The organism is Cellulomonas sp. McL0606 (assembly GCF_058248365.1).
In genome coordinates, this window is record NZ_CM177779.1 from 2,724,041 (window position 1) to 2,741,908 (window position 17,868).

Annotated in this window: 15 protein-coding genes and 3 pseudogenes; 2 read left to right on the top strand and 16 right to left on the bottom strand. The window is 72.1% G+C overall.

The window, feature by feature from the left end; genetic code table 11:
• Positions 1–2: 2 nt before the first annotated feature.
• From AC38ZX_RS13945 to hrcA, 12 genes and pseudogenes are all read right to left on the bottom strand, one after another.
• Positions 3–1,163: an FHA domain-containing protein gene (locus tag AC38ZX_RS13945; protein ID WP_491294907.1), complete on the bottom strand. Its 1,161-nt coding sequence runs from the start codon at positions 1,161–1,163 to the stop codon at positions 3–5.
• Positions 1,160–1,990: a PP2C family protein-serine/threonine phosphatase gene (locus AC38ZX_RS13950; protein ID WP_426592502.1), complete on the bottom strand. Its 831-nt coding sequence runs from the start codon at positions 1,988–1,990 to the stop codon at positions 1,160–1,162. The genes AC38ZX_RS13945 and AC38ZX_RS13950 overlap by 4 nt, the downstream gene beginning before the upstream one ends.
• A gap of 158 nt (positions 1,991–2,148) precedes the next feature.
• Positions 2,149–3,714, bottom strand: coding sequence for an alpha/beta hydrolase family protein (locus AC38ZX_RS13955; RefSeq protein WP_491294908.1), 1,566 nt, complete (start codon positions 3,712–3,714; stop codon positions 2,149–2,151).
• Between the two features lie 3 nt (positions 3,715–3,717).
• Positions 3,718–4,632 carry a GTPase Era gene (era, locus tag AC38ZX_RS13960; protein WP_491294909.1) on the bottom strand — a complete coding sequence of 305 codons (915 nt, stop codon included), beginning with the start codon at positions 4,630–4,632 and terminating at the stop codon, positions 3,718–3,720.
• On the bottom strand, positions 4,629–5,129 hold the full coding sequence (locus AC38ZX_RS13965) for a transporter associated domain-containing protein (protein ID WP_491294910.1): 501 nt from the start codon (positions 5,127–5,129) through the stop codon (positions 4,629–4,631). The genes era and AC38ZX_RS13965 overlap by 4 nt, the downstream gene beginning before the upstream one ends.
• 142 nt (positions 5,130–5,271) lie before the next feature.
• Positions 5,272–5,373, bottom strand: a pseudogene (locus AC38ZX_RS13970) (CBS domain-containing protein); the annotation flags it as partial.
• A gap of 115 nt (positions 5,374–5,488) precedes the next feature.
• A pseudogene (locus AC38ZX_RS13975) lies at positions 5,489–5,965 on the bottom strand (CNNM domain-containing protein); the annotation flags it as partial.
• Positions 5,962–6,414, bottom strand: coding sequence for an rRNA maturation RNase YbeY (gene ybeY / locus AC38ZX_RS13980; RefSeq protein ID WP_426592506.1), 453 nt, complete (start codon positions 6,412–6,414; stop codon positions 5,962–5,964). The pseudogene AC38ZX_RS13975 and the gene ybeY, both read right to left, overlap by 4 nt.
• Positions 6,411–7,421: a PhoH family protein gene (locus AC38ZX_RS13985; protein ID WP_491294911.1), complete on the bottom strand. Its 1,011-nt coding sequence runs from the start codon at positions 7,419–7,421 to the stop codon at positions 6,411–6,413. Before AC38ZX_RS13985 ends, ybeY begins: the two co-directional genes overlap by 4 nt.
• A gap of 109 nt (positions 7,422–7,530) precedes the next feature.
• A complete protein-coding gene (locus AC38ZX_RS13990; RefSeq protein ID WP_491294912.1) occupies positions 7,531–8,289 on the bottom strand; it encodes a 16S rRNA (uracil(1498)-N(3))-methyltransferase in 759 nt (252 codons plus the stop codon).
• Positions 8,290–8,317: 28 nt separating this feature from the next.
• On the bottom strand, positions 8,318–9,445 hold the full coding sequence (dnaJ, locus tag AC38ZX_RS13995) for a molecular chaperone DnaJ (protein WP_426592509.1): 1,128 nt from the start codon (positions 9,443–9,445) through the stop codon (positions 8,318–8,320).
• A gap of 58 nt (positions 9,446–9,503) precedes the next feature.
• Positions 9,504–10,526, bottom strand: coding sequence for a heat-inducible transcriptional repressor HrcA (gene hrcA, locus AC38ZX_RS14000; protein WP_426592510.1), 1,023 nt, complete (start codon positions 10,524–10,526; stop codon positions 9,504–9,506).
• Positions 10,527–10,697: 171 nt separating this feature from the next.
• Here hrcA and AC38ZX_RS14005 point away from each other — a divergent pair, with 171 nt between their 5' ends.
• Positions 10,698–11,555 carry a DUF3097 domain-containing protein gene (locus AC38ZX_RS14005; RefSeq protein ID WP_426592511.1) on the top strand — a complete coding sequence of 286 codons (858 nt, stop codon included), beginning with the start codon at positions 10,698–10,700 and terminating at the stop codon, positions 11,553–11,555.
• Between the two features lie 46 nt (positions 11,556–11,601).
• On the opposite strand, the gene AC38ZX_RS14010 is transcribed toward AC38ZX_RS14005, so the two are convergent.
• The 3 genes and pseudogenes from AC38ZX_RS14010 to lepA all read right to left on the bottom strand — a co-directional run bounded on the left by AC38ZX_RS14010 (position 11,602) and on the right by lepA (position 15,979).
• On the bottom strand, positions 11,602–12,735 hold the full coding sequence (locus AC38ZX_RS14010; RefSeq protein WP_491294913.1) for a hypothetical protein: 1,134 nt from the start codon (positions 12,733–12,735) through the stop codon (positions 11,602–11,604).
• Positions 12,736–12,869: 134 nt separating this feature from the next.
• The gene (gene hemW / locus AC38ZX_RS14015; RefSeq protein ID WP_491294914.1) at positions 12,870–14,093 is read right to left on the bottom strand and encodes a radical SAM family heme chaperone HemW; all 1,224 of its coding nucleotides are present in this window, start codon (positions 14,091–14,093) and stop codon (positions 12,870–12,872) included.
• Between the two features lie 7 nt (positions 14,094–14,100).
• A pseudogene (gene lepA / locus AC38ZX_RS14020) lies at positions 14,101–15,979 on the bottom strand (translation elongation factor 4).
• 108 nt (positions 15,980–16,087) lie between these two features.
• On the opposite strand from lepA, the gene AC38ZX_RS14025 reads away from it, so the two are divergent.
• Positions 16,088–16,801, top strand: coding sequence for a maleylpyruvate isomerase family mycothiol-dependent enzyme (locus AC38ZX_RS14025; protein WP_491294915.1), 714 nt, complete (start codon positions 16,088–16,090; stop codon positions 16,799–16,801).
• Here AC38ZX_RS14025 and AC38ZX_RS14030 read toward each other — a convergent pair.
• The gene (locus AC38ZX_RS14030) at positions 16,798–17,769 is read right to left on the bottom strand and encodes an IS481 family transposase (RefSeq protein WP_491294916.1); all 972 of its coding nucleotides are present in this window, start codon (positions 17,767–17,769) and stop codon (positions 16,798–16,800) included. The two genes, AC38ZX_RS14025 and AC38ZX_RS14030, sit on opposite strands and share 4 nt — an antisense overlap.
• Positions 17,770–17,868 lie beyond the last annotated feature (99 nt).

Below are 17,868 nucleotides of genomic sequence, written 5' to 3' on the forward strand. Positions count from 1 at the left end.
GGTCACGTACCGCGCTCCAGGGAGAACGTCACGCCGTCGCCGAGGTCGACCAGCTCGTCGAGACCGACCACGCTGGGCTCGCCCGGGTGCAGGCGACGGGCGCCCTCGCCCGGCCGCGCGACGTGCACGCCGTTGGTCGAGTCGAGGTCCGTCACCAGCACGTGGTCACCCTCGACGCGCACCTCCGCGTGCGTCCGCGAGATGTCCTGCTGCGGGCTCGGCACCGTGATGAGCCGGGGCAGCTCGCGGTTGGAGACGCGCGCGACCTGCGGTGCGCGGCCCAGCAGGACGGCCCGGTCCAGCGGAACGACGAGACCCGTCGAGAGCACGAGGCGGGCGGGCATCTGGGCTCCCGCCGGCGGACGGAACGGCGCCGGGACGTCGTCCGACGCCCACGACGGCAGCTGGTCGCGAATGTCGGCCAGGTCGGTGGACAGGATCGTCAGACCGTCGTGGTCGTCGAGGGATGCCCCGGACAGCGGGACGCTCTGCGGCGGCACGGCGCCGTGCTTCTCGTCGAACGCAGAGGCCGACAGGAAGGCCTCGGCGGTGGCGACAACCCCGGACGTCTCGGCGTTCCCGTCGCGCACGGGCACGAGCGCGACGGGGTCGTCGTCGGTCGGGACGTCCTCCGGCGCCGGCTCCGCGGCCGCGTCCACAGCGGGCGCCGGATCCTCCACGATCTGCGCGGACATCGCCGGGATGTCCTCGACCGCAGGTTCGGGCTCGTCGGACACAGCCAACGTGATGCGGACCCGCGAGGCGCGCACGACACCGTCGGCGACGGGCAGGGTCGGTGCGTCGACGGGCACGTCGTCCACCTGCACGGCGACCGAACCGACGCCGTCGAGCACACGCTCGGTCCACGTGCTGACCTCGCCCGACCGCAGGGTCTCGACCCGGCCGTCCAGGTCCACGACCACCTCGACGTCTCCCCGCAGGGCGGCGTGCACCCGGCGCTTGTCCACCGACACCAGCGCGAACGGCGGCAGGCCCGCGAACCCGTCGCGCGCCAGGAGCGCCAGAGCGGCGAACACGCCGTCGCCGGTCTCCTGCCAGAGGTCACGCACGGTCGACTCGGCCGCCGACGGTCCCAGCAGCGCCACGAAGCCCGGGCGCACGATCGCGGTCCACTCGCCTGCGGCGTACTCGGGAACGCTCATGACCGGTCCTCCTCGTGGGGCGGGTCGCTCGGCGACGATCCGGGTGCGTAGAACCGCGGGACGGTCGCCCCGTTGAGCATCTCGTCCCACACGTGAGGGCCCCGGTCCGCGTCGACCCGCGGGACGGTGATGTGCACGTCCTCGTGGGCGCCGGCGGCGGTGGCCACGTCGACCACGACCGCGCTCACGTTGTCGCGCGCGCCGTGCTCGAGGGCGAGCCGGACCAGCAGCGCGGCGGCGTCCTGCGGGTCGCTCGTCCCGCCCAGGACGTCGCGCAGCGCGGGCTCGCCGAGCTCGCGCGTCAGCCCGTCGGTGCAGATCAGGAGACGGTCCTGCAGGCCGGCGGGCAGCAACCAGTAGTCGGGCTCCGGCGCGTCGCCGGTCCCCAGCGCGCGCGTCAGGACGTGCCGCTCGGGGTGGGTCTCAGCCTGGGCGGCGTCGATCTCCCCCAGGTCGATGAGCTCCTGGACCACCGAGTGGTCCACGCTCACCTGCTCGAGCTTGTCGCCGTCCCACCGGTAGACCCGCGAGTCGCCCACGTTGAAGACGAGCCAGTACGAGCCGCCGTCGTGCTCGGTCACCGCGACACCGGCGACCGTCGTCCCGCCCTGACGACCGCCCGTGAACTCGTTGCGGATCCGGGCCGCCGTGCGCACGAAGCAGGCGTGCACGTCGTCGGCGCTGGCCGCGGCCTGCCCGGCCAGCTGCGCGAACTCCTCGACGGCGATGCGGCTGGCCAGGTCACCGGCGTCGTGACCGCCCATTCCGTCGGCCACGAGAAACACCGGCGGGTAGGCCAGCAGGGCGTCCTCGTTGACGTCACGCACGAGGCCGCGATCGGTCGCCGAACCCCACGACGTTCGCACCTTCGTCCCCCTGCCTCTCCGCGCGACGAGTCAGCACCCGACCGAGTGCCTCGTTGCATCATCGGCGCACATCGTTCCCTACGTGAGCCCCAGGTACACAACAAGGGGTCACCCTGTGGTCAGATGCCCAGCTGGTAGACACCCCAGTAGGCGAGCACGACGAGCAGGATCCCCGAACCGACGACGCCACCCCACAGGACCACGCTCCGCAGGACGCCGGGTGCGGGGCGCGCACCGGCTGCACGGGCCTGACGGTACCGGCGGACGAGCAGCACCGCAGCGAGCACGACGGCGACCCCGAGCAGCCGGACGAGGATCCAGCCGCCCTGGACGACGAGGTCGTTGCGTTCGTAGTTCAGGGCGAGGCGGGCGACCGCGACGACGTACCAGATGAGCGCCACGAGCGTCAGGATCGCTCCCGCGCCGACCGCCACGAGCCTCGGCAGGATGCCGTGCCCGAACCGTGGACCGTCGGGGCGCGAGCCCCCGCGCACGCGGTTCGCGGTGGCCTCGACCCCGCGCCCGACGCCGACCGCGAGCGGTCCGAGCACGATGAGCACCAGGGCCAGCGCGATGAGCACCAGCACCACGTCGCTGTTCCAGCGCGGCTGCGGGACGGGCGCGGCGAGGTAGGTCTGCACGGGCTGGTCGCCGGCGATCCGCGGTTCGGACGCCGCGGTGCCGGGCAGCCCGAGGACCCACCCCGACAGGTCGGTCAGGAACGTGGAGTCGACCACGCCGTCCACCCGGATCCCGTGGTTGGCGCCCTTGTAGTAGCGGACCGTCACGTCGTCGTTCTCCGCCAGCGCCGTGTCGTCGATGACCTGCTGGGCGCCCTGGATGGTCGGCATGGAGATGTCTCCGGTGCCGTAGACCACGAAGACCGGTTGTCGCATCTGGCGTTGGTAGGGCGTGACGTCGAAGTCGGCGTACTCGAAGCCGCCCCCGGGGACCGACATCCCGACCGCGCGCGGGATCGCCCGGAACACCCCATGGGGCACGCCGGTGTTGCGCAGGTAGGAGTCGACGGCGAACGCAGCCTGCTCGCGGGGCGGCACCACCGGGGAGGAGACCAGGACGACGAACGCCACGTCGGGGTGCTTCGCGGCCAGCACCGGCGCGATCCAGCCGCCCTCGCTCTCGGCATACAGACCCACCCGGTCCGGGTCGACCCCGGGGTAGCTCTGCAGGAGCTTCACCGAGGCGGCGTAGTCCTGCGCCATCCCCACGTAGTCGCGGTGGCGGGTGGTGTAGGTGTCGAGCCGCTTGTCGGGCACCATGGCGACGATGCCCGAGGCCGCCAGCGCGTGCGCCTGCGCCAGGAACGCGATCTCGTACCGGCCCGTGCCCGCGCCGTGGATGAACACGACGCCCGGCTTCGGCGAGTCCAGCCCGACGGGCTCGCTGATCCGCGCATCGATCGTCTCGCCGTCCAGCTGGACGGTCACGACCGTCGTCTTGACCTCGTACTGACCCGCCGTCGCCGCGGACCCGATCGCCGTGTCCTCCGTCTGCACCTGCAGCGGATCGGTCAGCGGCGTCGGGTCCCACTGCGGGCCCAGCACCGATCCCAGGACCGCGAGCACCACCAGGCCGACCACGGTGCCTGCGACGACCCCCAGCACCGCCCGGGTCCGGCTCCCGGTCCCGCGCGCGCGCGACGCCTCGACGTCCGACTTCAGCATCGTCTAGAAGCCCATCTTCCCGAGCTGCTTGGGGTCACGCTGCCAGTCCTTGGCCACCTTGACGTGCAGGTCCAGGTACACGCGCGCGCCGAGCAGCGCCTCGATCCCCCGGCGTGCCTCGCTGCCCACGTCGCGCAGCCGGGCACCGCCCTTGCCGATGATGATCGCCTTCTGGCTGTCGCGTTCCACGAAGAGGTGGACGCGCACGTCGAGCATGGGCAGCCCGTTCGCCGCCGGCTCGTCGCGCGGCACGATCTCGTCCACGACCACGGCCAGGGAGTGCGGCAGCTCGTCGCGGACGCCCTCGAGAGCCGCCTCCCGGACCAGCTCGGCGACCATCACGGCCTCCGGCTCGTCGGTGAGCTCGCCCTCCGCGTACAGAGGCGCACCCTCGGGCAGGTGCCCGATCAGGACCTTCTCCAGCACGTCGACCTGGTACCCGCCGACCGCGGACACGGGCACGATGTCCGCCCAGTCGCCCAGCGCCTGCACCTGCATGAGGTGCTCGGCCAGCTTGCCCTTGCCGACGAGGTCCGCCTTGGTGACGATCGCGACGACGGGGGTGCCGCGGCCGTCCCGCGCCAGCTCGCTCATCTGCTCGGCGATGAACCGGTCCCCGGGTCCGACCCGCTGGTCCGCGGGCAGGCAGAACCCGACCACGTCGACCTCGGTCAGCGTGTCCTTGACCAGCGCGTTGAGCCGCTCCCCGAGCAGCGTCCGCGGCCGGTGCAGGCCGGGGGTGTCCACCAGGATCAGCTGAGCGTCGGGGCGGTGCACGATGCCGCGGATGGTGTGCCGGGTGGTCTGCGGGCGGCCCGACGTGATCGCGACCTTCTGCCCCACCAGCGCGTTGGTCAGCGTCGACTTGCCCGCGTTGGGGCGCCCGACGAAGCAGGCGAAGCCGGATCGGAAGGTCATCGGGTCGCTCCGTGGTTGTCGGACGGGGCGTCACGCCTGGAGCCCGCGTTCTCCTGCTCGTCTTCCTCGGCGTCCACCTGGCTCACCAGGACGGTGGCCAGCCGGCGGCGCCGACCCTCGACACGGTCCGCGACGAGGTGCAGCCCGTGGATGTCCCCTGCGGACCCGAGCAGAGGAACCTTACCCAAGGCCTTGGCCAGCAGGCCGCCGGCACTGTCCACGTCCTCGTCCTCCACCTCGAGGCCGAACAGCTCGCCCAGCTCGTCGCGGCCCAGCCGAGCGGGGACCCGGAACACGCCGGCCCCCAGGTCCTCGACCGCGGGGGCGGTCGGGTCGTGCTCGTCGGTCAGCTCGCCGACGATCTCCTCCAGCGCGTCCTCGATGGTGACCAGCCCGGCGATGCCGCCGTACTCGTCGACCACCATCGCCATGTGCGACGTCCCGGCCTGCAGCTCGCGCAGCAGCTCGTCGACCGGCTTCGACTCCGGCACGAACACGGGCGGCCGCGCCAGGGCTGGCCGGCGCGTCGAGCATGGCCTGCTGCTTGTTGTTGTTCGAGCGGCCCGTGGGCGCGATCGGCAGGCGGCGGACCACGTCCTTGAGGTACAGCACGCCGGTCAGGTCGTCCACCGACTCCCCGGTGAGCGGCACGCGGGAGAACCCCGAGCGCAGCAGCAGGGCCAGGGCCTTGCGGACCGGCGTGTCCTCGGGCGCGGTCACCATGTCGGTGCGCGGCACCATCACCTCGCGCGTGAGCGTGTCGCCGAGCTTCGAGCACAGAGCGGAACATCTCCCGCTCCTCGTCCTCGATCACGTCCGACTCGCTGACGCGCTGGACCATGTCGCGCAGCTCGTCCTCCTCCTCCTCGGCGGAGCCCTCCGTGGGCCGCCCGACGGCACCGAGCCGCCCGGCCACGGCCGTGACCGCCACGAGCGGACCCGACAGGAGGGTCAGCGTCCGCACCGGGTGCCGGCGGCCGAGCGTGCGGGGGCTGGCCCGTACGAGCAGGAATGCCACGAGCCCGCACAAGGCCACCGAGATCAGCAGGACGGCCCACCACGCCAGGTCGCTCGAGCTCACCGCGAGCGTGATGCAGACGGTCGCGGTCATCTCCAGGAGCAGCCGGACGAAGGCGGCCGCGGCCGCGACCCGGGTCGGGTGCTCGGTCAGCGCGCGCACGCGCCGGGCCGCGGGGTGCCGATCCGCCGTCAGCTCGGTTACCGCCGCGCGGGACACGCGCACGACCGCGATCTCCCCTGCGGACAGGGCGGCGGCCGCGGCGATGCCGAGCACCGCGAGCAGGACGAGCAGTGCGACCGGGACGTCCGTCATCGGGTGGCCAAGAACCTCAGGAGGAGCTGGCGCTGGAGGTCGAACATCTCCTTGTGCTCGTCCGGCTCGACGTGGTCGTAGCCGAGCAGGTGCAGGATCCCGTGCGTCGTGAGCAGCAGGAGCTCGTCCTCGGTCGAGTGCCCGGCGGTGCGGGCCTGCTGGGCCGCGACCTCGGGGCACAGCACGACGTCGCCCAGCAGGCCGGCGGGCGTCGGGTCCCCTTCCCGGCCCGGCCGGAGCTCGTCCATCGGCCACGACAGCACGTCGGTCGGGCCCGGCTCGTCCATCCACTGGACGTGCAGGTCGGTCATCGCGTCGGTGCCCACCAGCGTGATCGACAGGTCCGTCTGCGGGTGCAGGTGCATGGCGTCGATGACGAACCTGCCGAGCGAGGCGAACTCCGCCTCGTCGACGGCGTAGCCGGACTCGTTCCTGACCTCGACGCTCATCTCAGGCTCCTGTCCCAGCGTGCGTAGGCGTCGATGATCTCGCTGACCAGCCGGTGCCGGACGACGTCCGACGAACCGAGGCGGCAGAACGAGACGTCGTCGATGCCGGAGAGCACCTGCTCGACCACCCGCAGGCCCGAGGTTGTCGACGACGGCAGGTCCACCTGCGTCACGTCGCCGGTGACCACGACCTTGGACCCGAAGCCCAGTCGGGTGAGGAACATCTTCATCTGCTCGACGGTCGTGTTCTGCGCCTCGTCGAGGATGATAAACGCGTCGTTCAGGGTGCGACCGCGCATGTAGGCCAACGGCGCGACCTCGATGGTGCCGGCCTCCATGAGCCGCGGGATCGCCTCGGGGTCGACCATGTCGTGCAGCGCGTCGTACAGCGGGCGCAGGTACGGGTCGATCTTGTCCGAGAGGCTGCCGGGCAGGAAGCCGAGCCGTTCGCCGGCCTCGACCGCGGGCCGCGTCAGCACGATCCGGTGCACCTTGCGGTCCTGGAGCGCCTGGACGGCCTTCGCCATCGCCAGGTAGGTCTTGCCCGTTCCGGCGGGACCGATGCCGAACGTGACCGTGTGCCGGTCGATCGCGTCGACGTACTCCTTCTGCCCGGACGTCTTGGGCCGGATGGTGCGCCCCCGGCTGGACAGGATGTTGAACGACAGGATGTCGGCCGGCCGCGCGGTCGAGGCCGCCGTCAGCATGGCGACCGACCGGACGACGATGTCCGGCGTGAGCGGCGTCCCGCCGGCAGCCATCTCGACCAGCTCGTCGACGAGCCGGGAGACGAGCGCGACGTCGCCGACGGGACCGGCCAACGTCACCTCGCTGCCGCGGACGTGGATGTCGACCGTGGTGAAACCGGCCTCGACCGCCCGCAGGACCTCGTCCTGCGGGCCGAGCAGCTCCACCATGGAGATGTCCGACGGCACGGTGATGCGGTGCTCGACGCGAGCCGGCGCACCGTGGGCACGGTCTGTGCGTGCAGATGTTGGTTCGGCCATGTGCTCGGCGTGCGCCGCGGGCTCCTTGGTTGATGACGACGTGCTCGATGAGGTGTCGTGACGAGGTGCAGGACAGCAGTCTACGAGCCTGCGACCACAAGATTCGGGCTCACGCCCACCGACCCAGCCGCTGCGCGAGGACCGCCAGCGCGACCGGCCCCGCGGTCGACGTCCGCAGCACGTGCGGACCGAGCCGGACCGCGCTCGCGCCCGCATCCGCCAGCCGTGCCAGCTCGGGCTCACCGATACCGCCCTCCGGGCCGACGACGACCAGGCACTCCCCCACGGTCGGCAGCGTGACGTCGGCGATCGGCGCCGTCGCGTCCTCGTGCAGGACCAGCGCGACACCCCCGGCGGCGACGACCGACCGGATCCGCTCGGCGAGGCCGCGCCCGTCGAGCGCCTGGCCGACGTCCGGTACGCGTGCCCGGCGCGACTGCTTGGCCGCGGAGCGCACGGTGCCCAGCCATCGGGACCGGCTCTTGGCGGCCCGGTCGCCGCGCCACACCACGATCGACCGCTCGGCCTGCCAGGGGACCACCGCGTCGACGCCGACCTCGGTGGCCGCCTCGATCGCCATCTCGTCGCGGTCACCCTTGGCCAGGGCCTGCACGAGCACGAGCGAGACCGCGGGTGCCCCTTCGACGACCACGTCCGTGACGGCGACGAGAACCCCGTCGGCCGAGACCGAGTCGACGACGCCGACCAGGCGCACCCCGTCCCCGTCGACGACGTCGACGCGCTCGCCCGGTGAACGCCGCTGGACGACACCGGCGTGGCGCCCCTCGGTGCCGCCCAGCAGGTACGTGCCACCGGCGGCGACGGCCACCAGGCTCCCCGGCTCGGCGAGGAAGACGGGCGCGCTCATGACGTCGGCCTGCGCACGGCGTGGCCGCTCAGCGGCCGGACAGCTTGTCGCGCAGCTTGGCGAACACGCCGGTGCTCGACCCGGCGAACCGCGCCTCGGGGCGTTCCTCACCCCGCAGCGCCGCGAGCTTGCGCAGCAGCTCGGCCTGCTCCTCGTCCATGGCGACGGGCACCTGGACGTCCACGTGCACGTGCAGGTCGCCTCGACCGCCCACGTGCAGGTGCCCGACGCCCAGGTTCTTCAGCGTGACGATCTGCGCGGGCTGCGTGCCCGGTCGCAGGTCGACCTCGCGCGGCCCGTCCAGGGTGTCGAGCATCAGGACGGTACCGAGCGCCGCCGCGGTCATCGGCACCTCGAGCGTGGCGTGCAGATCGTCGCCGCGGCGGACGAACGTGTCGTTCTTGCGCTCGCGCACCTCGAGGTAGACGTCGCCCGCGGGGCCGCCGGCCGGTCCGACCTCGCCCTGGCCGGTCAGCTTGATGCGCGTGCCGGTGTCCACGCCCGCGGGGACGTCGACGCCGAGAGTGCGACGGGACCGGACGCGGCCTTCGCCGGAGCACTCGGTGCACGGCTCGGGGATGACGCTTCCGAAGCCGTGGCACGCCGCGCACGGCTGCGTCGTCATGACCTGACCCAGGAAGGACCGGGCGACCCTCTGCACCGAGCCGCGACCACCGCAGACCTCGCAGGTGCGGGGCGAGGTGCCCGGGCGGCAGCACGTGCCGTTGCACGTCGGGCAGAGCACGGCCGTGTCGACGGGCACGTCGCGGTGCACGCCGAAGGTCACCTCGGTCAGGTCCAGGTCGAGGCGGACGAGCGCGTCCTGGCCGCGGCGCGCCCGTGGGATCGGCCCGCGCTGCTGCGCCTGGCCGGTGGCCGCTCCGAAGAAGGTCTCGAAGATGTCCTGGAAGCCGAACCCACCGCCCATGCCGCCGCCGGGCGACGACGGGTCGCCGCCCATGTCGTAGGCGCGGCGCTTCTCCGGGTTGCCCAGCACGTCGTAGGCGCGCGAGACGTCCTTGAACGTGTCCTCGGAACCGGAGTCCGCACCCGCGACGTCCGGGTGGTGCTCGCGGGCGAGCTTGCGGTACGCCTTCTTGATCTGTTCGGGCGTCGCGTCGCGCGGGACACCCAGGACCTCGTAGTAGTCGGTCACGGGAGGATGTGCTCACTTCCGGTGGGAGTTCTGTTCCGTTCGGTGCCCTTGGCGCCGCTCATTGCGCCAGGATCCGGGTCAGGTAGCGGGCGACGGCGCGCACGGCGGACATGGTGGCCGGGTAGTCCATGCGCAGCGGGCCGATCGAGCCGATCCGTGCCACCGAGCCGCCGCCCTCGTCGCCGTAGCCGGTGCTCAGGAAGCTCGTCTCGACGAGGCCGTCGTGCTGGGTCTCGCGACCGATCCGCACGGTGACCGCCTGCGTGTCCTCGGCCATCTCCGAGAGGAGCCGCAGCAGGACCACCTGCTCGTCGAGGGCCTCGAGGACCGGCCCGATCGAGCGCACGTCGGTGCCGCCGGCCCGCGCGAGGTTGGCCGTGCCGGCGAGGACCACGCGCTCCTCGCTCTCCTGCGCCAGGGTCTCCTCGAGCACGGCGACGACGCTGCGCACGAGCGGCTGGTCGGCGGGCGCGAACGCCGCGGTCAGGTCCGCGAGGGCCACGGGCAGCTCGGACAGTCGGCGCCCTGCGGCGCTCACGTTCAACCGGGCACGCAGCATCGCCACGACGGACTCGTCGAGCTCGTGGTCCAGCTCGAGCGTGCGCTGCTCCACGCGACCGGTGTCCGTGATGAGCACGACGAGCAGATGACGCTGACCCACGGGCACGAGCTCGACGTGCCGCAGCGCGGAGCGTCGCAGCGACGGGTACTGCACGACGGCGACCTGCTGTGTCAGCTGCGCGATGAGCCGCACGGCCCGGTCGACCACGTCGTCGAGGTCTTGCGCGTTCTCCAGGAACATGCCGATCGCCCGCCGCTCCGGGCTGGACAGCGGCTTGACGCTCGAGAGCTGGTCGACGAACAGCCGGTAGCCCTTGTCGGTGGGCACGCGGCCGGCCGAGGTGTGCGGCTGGGCGATGTAGCCGCCCTCCTCGAGGGAGGCCATGTCGTTGCGGATCGTGGCCGGTGAGACCCCGAGCGAGTGCCGCTCGACGAGCGCACGCGACCCGACGGGCTCGCGGGTGGCGACGTAGTCCTCGACGATCGCGCGCAGCACGTCCAGCCGTCTGTCGTCGCTCATCCCGCCTCCTCACCCGTGGTCGACGTGCAGTGCCCCTCGACCTGCAGGTAGCACTCCGCCGGCGGGAGTGCCAATGCTACGCCGCGCGACCGACACCACCCGGTGCTCCGCGCACAGCGGAACCCGGCGCGCCCCGCGGACCGGTGCGAGCCTGCCACCTACGCTGCCCGGGTGAACCAGGACCGCTACGGCTCCGACGTGCTGGGGGGATCGGGCTCGACCCACCACAAGGCCCCCAGGACGAGCCGCCCGCAGGCCGCCGAGCCGGGCCTCGTCGTCGAGGAGGTGACCACCGGCTGGGTCGGAGCGGTCGTCCGCGTCGAGAAGTCCGGCGGGGTGCACGTGGTCGTCCTCGAGGACCGCCGCGGTCGCACGCGCACCTTCCCGCTCGGCCGGGGGTTCTGGCTGGACGGCGAACCGGTCGCGCTGACCGCCCCCGTCCGTGCGCCCGCGCCGCCGAGGCCCACCCGCACCGCCTCCGGGTCGGTCGCCGTGCACGACGCCCGCGCGCGCGTCGCTCGCGGCAGCCGCATCTGGGTCGAGGGCAAGCACGACGCCGAGCTGGTCGAGAAGGTCTGGGGCGACGACCTGCGGCTCGAGGGCGTAGTGGTCGAGCTGCTGGACGGCGTCGACAACCTGCCCGACGCGATCCGTGACTTCGCCCCCGGGCCGGGCCGTCGGGTGGGCGTGCTGGTGGACCACCTGGTGGACGGCGCGAAGGAGAGTCGGATCGCCGCCGAGGCCGTGAAGGCGGCCCCCGCCGGCACGGTGCTCGTGCTCGGACACCCCTATGTGGACGTGTGGCAGGCCGTACGGCCTGAGCGCATCGGCCTGACGGCATGGCCGACCATCGAGCGCGGCACCGAGTGGAAGCACGGCATCCTGCGCGAGCTCGGCTGGCCGGCGCAGGAGCAGGCCGACGTCGCGCGTGCGTGGCAGCGCATCCTGCGCTCCGTGCGCAGCTACGCCGACCTGGAGCCCAGCCTGCTCGGTCGCGTCGAGGAGCTCATCGACTTCGTCACGACGTGACGATGCCCGGCCCGCGTCCAGCGGGCCGGGCATCGTCGGCGTGCGATCAGGCGACAGGGGCGATCGGGTCGCCGAGCAGACGCTTGAACAGGAATGCCGTGGCGAGGAGCACCAGCGGCACGGCGACGAGCAGGCCGACGAGGCAGACCAGGGCGCCGACGACGATCGTCGCGATCACCAGCAGGTAGAAGAGGATCACGGTCGACAGGTTGGCGACGACCAGCTGGTACTCGCCTTGACCGCGTCCACCGGCGCGAGCCTCTTGCCGATCACGAACCAGAGCGTGAACAACAGCAGGAACGTCACGACGATGTTGAGCAGCCCACCGAAGATCGGGATGAGGTTGATCACGAACGTGATGGCCGTCAGCAGCAGGGCCGTGAGCACCACCGGGCCGGCGTCGACGAATCGGAAGAACGTCCCGAACCCGATCGGTCGGCCCTCGGTGAGCTTCGAGCGCGGCGCTGATGAAGATCGCCTGGATCAGGTAACCGATCATCGTCAGGACGAGCGAGAACACGATGAAGCCGAACGAGATCGCGATGCGCCCGCCCGTCGTCACCCGGAAGATCTCGCTCGTGCCCCCGAAGATCGCGCCGATGATCGCGAACGCGACGATGGCGATCACGAACCACACGATGCCGGCGCCGATGAACAGGCCGCCGTGCCGGGTGAACTGCTTCCAGCCGTAGGAGTACGACTCGCCGATCGGCGACGGCTGGACCATCGGCGCCCCGTACCCGGCGGGGGGTGGCGGGTACGCACCCGGCGGCCCGTACGCGGGCGGGGGCGGCGGGTATCCGGGCGGCTGCTGGCCGTAGCCCGGCGCGGGCTGCCCGTACGGCGGGGCCGCCGGCGGGTAGGCACCCGGCGCGGGCTGGCCGTACTGCGCGGGCGGCGGCGGGTAGGCGCCGGGGGCCGGCTGGCCGTAGTCGGGCGCCGGTGGCGCGACGGGCGGGGCCGGTGGCGCGACGGGCGGGGCGGGCGGCGGTGCCACCGGCGGCTCGGGCGGAGGTGGAGGCGCCGCGGGCGGCTCGGCCGGCGGGACGGGCGGCTCGGCCGGCGCCGCGGGCGGCTCGGCCGGCGGGACGGGCGGCTCGGCCGGCGGGAAGGGCGGCTGCGGGTCAGGCACGACGGGCTCGCCGTCGCTCGGCGGTGGTCCGCCCGGGTTCTCGCTCATGCGTGGCCTCCCTGGTCACGTGGGGCGGTCGTCGCCCACGCGCCAGCGAACCGAAGGCGCTCACCCGTGTCAAGGAACCGGGACGCACCCGGCATGTCGGACGGACGCCCAGCGGGCCCACAGACCCCGCACAGTCAGGCCGCGAGCGCCCGGACCACCGCATCCGCGAGCAGCCGCCCTCGACGCGTCAGCACGAGCCGCCGCTCCGCGCCGTCGCCACCCAGGGCCGCGACGCCGTCCACGAGGCCGTCCGCGATCAGCCCCGCGACGGCCGGCCGCGCCTCGACGGGGAGGACGTCCAGCGGCAGCCCGCCGGCCAGCCGCACGCCGAGCATGAGCCGCTCGAGCAGGGCGCCGTCGTCGCTCACGGTCTCGCGCCCGGCGGCCGGGCTCAGGCCGCGGTCGAGCCGGTCGGCGTACGCGCGCGGGTGCTTGACGTTCCACCAGCGGACCCCACCGACGTGGCTGTGCGCTCCGGGCCCGATCCCCCACCAGTCGTCGCCCCGCCAGTAGGCGAGGTTGTGCCGGCAGGCGGTCTGCGGCGTGCGCGACCAGTTGCTCACCTCGTACCAGCGCAGGCCGGCCGCCTCGAACAGGTCGTCGGCCAGCTCGTACTTGGTCGCCTGGTCGTCCCCGTCCGGCAGCTCCTCGCCGCGCCGGACCTGGACGGCCATGCGGGTGCCTGCCTCGACCACGAGCGCGTACGCGGAGACGTGGTCGACGCCCGTGGCCAGCGCGGCCTCGACGCTCGTGCGCCAGTCGTCGACCGACTCGCCGGGCGTGCCGTAGATGAGGTCCAGGGAGACCGCCAACCCCGCGTCGCGGGCCCACCGCACGACGTCGGGGATGCGTCGCGGGTCGTGCGTGCGCTCGAGGGTGGCCAGCACGTGCGGCACCGCCGACTGCATGCCGAACGAGACGCGAGTGAAGCCGGCGGACGCCAGGGCCGCCAGGGACTGCGGCGTCACCGAGTCGGGGTTGGCCTCGGTCGTCACCTCGACGTCGTCGGCGAAGCCCCAGGCGTTCCCGACGCCGGCCAGCATGCGCGACAGGTCCGGGACGGACAGGACCGTCGGGGTCCCACCCCCGACGAACACGGTCTGCACCGGCCGCGAGGGCAGGATCGAGGCTGCGAGCGCGATCTCCCTCAGCGCGGTGTCCGCGTACGCGTGCTGGCTCGCGCCGCCGCCCAGCTCGGTGGCGGTGTACGTGTTGAAGTCGCAGTACCCGCAGCGCACGGTGCAGAACGGGACGTGCAGGTAGACCCCGAACGCGCGATCGGTCAGACCCTCGAACGCCGACGGCGGAAGGGAGCCGTCGTCGGGAGGCACATCTCCCTCAGGGAGAGCAGGAGACATGCTCAGGTCACTTCTTCTTCGCGTCCTTGCCGCCCGCGGAGCCCGCCGGCTCGCTGGAGAGCGCGGCGATGAAGGCCTCCTGCGGCACGTCGACCCGACCGATCGTCTTCATGCGCTTCTTGCCCTCCTTCTGCTTCTCCAGGAGCTTGCGCTTGCGCGTGATGTCGCCGCCGTAGCACTTGGCCAGCACGTCCTTGCGGATGGCGCGGATGGTCTCGCGGGCGATGATCCGCGCCCCGATGGCGGCCTGGATGGGCACCTCGAACTGCTGGCGCGGGATGAGGTCCTTGAGCTTGGCCGTCATCATGACGCCGTAGGCGTAGGCCTTGTCGCGGTGCACGATCGCGCTGAAGGCGTCGACGGTCTCGCCCTGCAGCAGGATGTCGACCTTGACCAGGTCGGCCTCCTGGTCGCCGATGCGCTCGTAGTCGAGGCTGGCGTAGCCGCGCGTCTTGGACTTCAGCTGGTCGAAGAAGTCGAACACGATCTCGGCCATGGGGAGCACGTAGCGCAGCTCGACGCGGTCCTCGGAGAGGTAGTCCATGCCCTGCAGCTCGCCGCGCTTGGTCTGGCAGAAGCCATGATCGCCCCGATGAACTCGGACGGCGCCAGGATCGTGCCCTTGACCATGGGTTCGTTGACGGCGCCGATCTTGCCCGACGGGAACTCGCTCGGGTTGGTCACCGTGACCACGCTCTTGTCCTCGAGCGTGACCTCGTAGACGACGTTGGGCGCGGTGGAGATGAGGTCCAGGTCGAACTCGCGTTCGAGCCGCTCGCGCACGATCTCCAGGTGCAGCAGGCCGAGGAAGCCCACGCGGAACCCGAAGCCGAGGGCAACCGACGTCTCGGGCTCGTAGTTGAGCGCGGCGTCGTTGAGCTCGAGCTTGTCCAGGGCGTCGCGCAGCACCGGGTAGTCGGTGCCGTCGATCGGGTACAGGCCCGAGAAGACCATCGGCTTGGGGTCCGAGTAACCCCCGAGCGCCTCCGCGGCGGGCTTGCTCGCGTTGGTGACCGTGTCGCCGACCTTCGACTGCCGCACGTCCTTCACGCCGGTGATCAGGTAGCCCACCTCACCGACCCCGAGGCCCTTCGTCGGCACGGGCTCCGGGGAGATCACACCGATCTCGAGCAGCTCGTGCGTCGCGCGGGTCGACATCATGACGATCTTCTCGCGCGGGTTGAGGTTGCCGTCGATCACGCGGACGTAGGTGACGACGCCGCGGTAGGTGTCGTAGACCGAGTCGAAGATCATCGCGCGGGCGGGGGCGTCGGCGTCGCCCGTGGGCGGCGGGACCAGCTCGACGATGCGGTCCAGCAGCTCGATGACGCCCTCGCCGGTCTTGCCGGACACCCGCAGGCAGTCCTCCGGCTGGCCGCCGATCAGGCGGGCCAGCTCCTCGGCGTACCGCTCGGGCTGGGCCGCCGGCAGGTCGATCTTGTTGAGCACCGGGATGATCGTCAGGTCGTTGTCCAGCGCCAGGTACAGGTTGGCCAGCGTCTGGGCCTCGATGCCCTGCGCGGCGTCGACCAGCAGCACGGCACCCTCGCAGGCGGCCAGCGACCGGGACACCTCGTAGGTGAAGTCGACGTGCCCGGGTGTGTCGATCATGTTGAGCGCGAACGCGTCGTCGCCTACGCCCCACGGCATGCGCACGGCCTGCGACTTGATCGTGATGCCGCGCTCGCGCTCGATGTCCATGCGGTCCAGGTACTGCGCGCGCATCGCCCGCGCGTCGACGACGCCCGTGAGCTGCAGCATGCGGTCCGCGAGCGTCGACTTGCCGTGGTCGATGTGCGCGATGATGCAGAAGTTGCGCAGCAGCCCGGCGGCGTGGCTGCCGGGTGGATGCGCGACGAGGCGGCGGCACCGGGGATCGGGGACAAGCGGACTGGCTCCTGGCGTAGAAGTCGCGCGGCGGCTGGCGCTGTCGCGACGAACGGTGACCGTCGTCGCCCTGTCGGGTCTCGTGCGGTCGGTACCACCATGGTCCCATGACGACGCACCCTGGTGATTCGGATGCCGCCGCTGCTCCTCGGCTTGCCGTCCTGGCCAACCTCCAGGCCCAGTTCTTGGCGACGATCCCCGAGGTCGACCCGACCACCCGCGTCCCCTGGTGCGGCCGCTGGCGGGTCAAGGACCTCGTCGTGCACGTCGCCCGGATCCACCACTGGGCGGCGGGCCAGGCGCGCCGTGAGCAGGAGACGCCGCTCGGGCGCGGGCCGTTCGTGCTGGAGGACCTCTACCGGGAGTGCGCGGCCGAGCTGCTGGACACGTTGACCGACCTCGGCCCGGACGCACCGTCGTGGACCCTGAACGGGCCCGGTCCCGCGTCGTTCTGGCGTCGACGCCAGGTGCACGAGACGCTCGTCCACCTCTGGGACCTGCGCACCGCGGCCGGTCTCGACCTCGTCGTGGACCCGTCCGTCTGGGCGGACACGGTCGACGAGGTCGCGACCGTGATGCAGCCCCGCCAGGTCCGCCTGGGTCGCATCCCCCGGCTGCCGTCGCCGATCAGGCTGGTGGCCGACGACGTCGGCCGCGACTGGGTGCTCGACTCGGCCGACGGCGGCGCCCCGGTGGTCACCGCGACCGGGACCGCCCAGTCGCTCGCCCTGCTGCTCTGGCGTCGCCCGGCAGACGAGCCCGGCGTCAGCGGCGACCGCCGGGTCCTCGACGAGGCCCTGGCCCTGGGTCCGACGCCCTAGATGTACTGACCCGGAGCGTTGTTGACGCGGTCGATGGGGCGTTGGCCGCCGATGCCGAGGTGGGGTCGTTCCAGGTTGTAGTGCGTCAGCCAGATGGGCAAGAGGGTGGCGCGCTCGTCGTTGGAGGCGAAAACGCGGGAGTAGGCCCACTCGGTGGCCAGGGTGCGGTTGAGTCGCTCGACTTTGCCGTTGGTCCAGGGGCAGTGCGGCTTGATGAACTTGTGCACGATGCCCAGCTCGAGGACGGCATCGCGGAACGCGAGCGATCGGCGGTATGAGAATGCGTTATCGGTGATCAGCCGCTCGACCGCGATGCCGTGGGCGGCGTAGAACGCGATCGCACGGGTCAGGAACGCGGCAGCCGTCGCACCCTTCTCGTCGTCATGGATCTCGGCGTAGGCCAACCGGGAGTGGTCATCGATGGCTGTGTGCACATAGTCATAGCCCAGACCCCGGCCACGAACTTCTTCGCTGCGCCCGTGCGCTCTCCAGCCGCCGCCGTCGGGGATACGGCCGAGCTTCTTGACGTCGATGTGCACCAGTGAACCCGGGTAGGGATGCTCGTACCGGTTCGCTGAACGGCGCGAGGCCCGGATCAACTGCCCGGTCAACGGGTCACACTCGCGCAGGCACGGGACGTGGTGTCGCACCAGGATCCGCCCGACCGTCGAGGCTGGCAGCCCCAGGTGGTGACCGATCCAGACCGGGCCACGACGAGTGAGCATCCGCGCGATCCGGACCCGGGTCTCCACACACGCCGCGGTGCGGTGCGGGTGGTGGTGCGCCACGCTCGAACGATCGATGAGCCCGGGTTCGCCCTCGGCCTGGAACCGACGCCACCACTTCCACGCCGTGGTGCGCGAGACCCCGAGCTCGGCCGCGACATGCGCCACCGGACGACCCTCCGCGATCCGCTGCACCATCAACAGCCGGCCAACCGGCAACATCCGCGCACTACCGTGAGACACGAGAGACCTCCGTGTGATCGAGCCGGGTTCCTAGACAGTCCCCACTCGACCCGGAGGTCTCTCGCTACGTCAACAACCCTCGTGGTCAGTACACCTAGA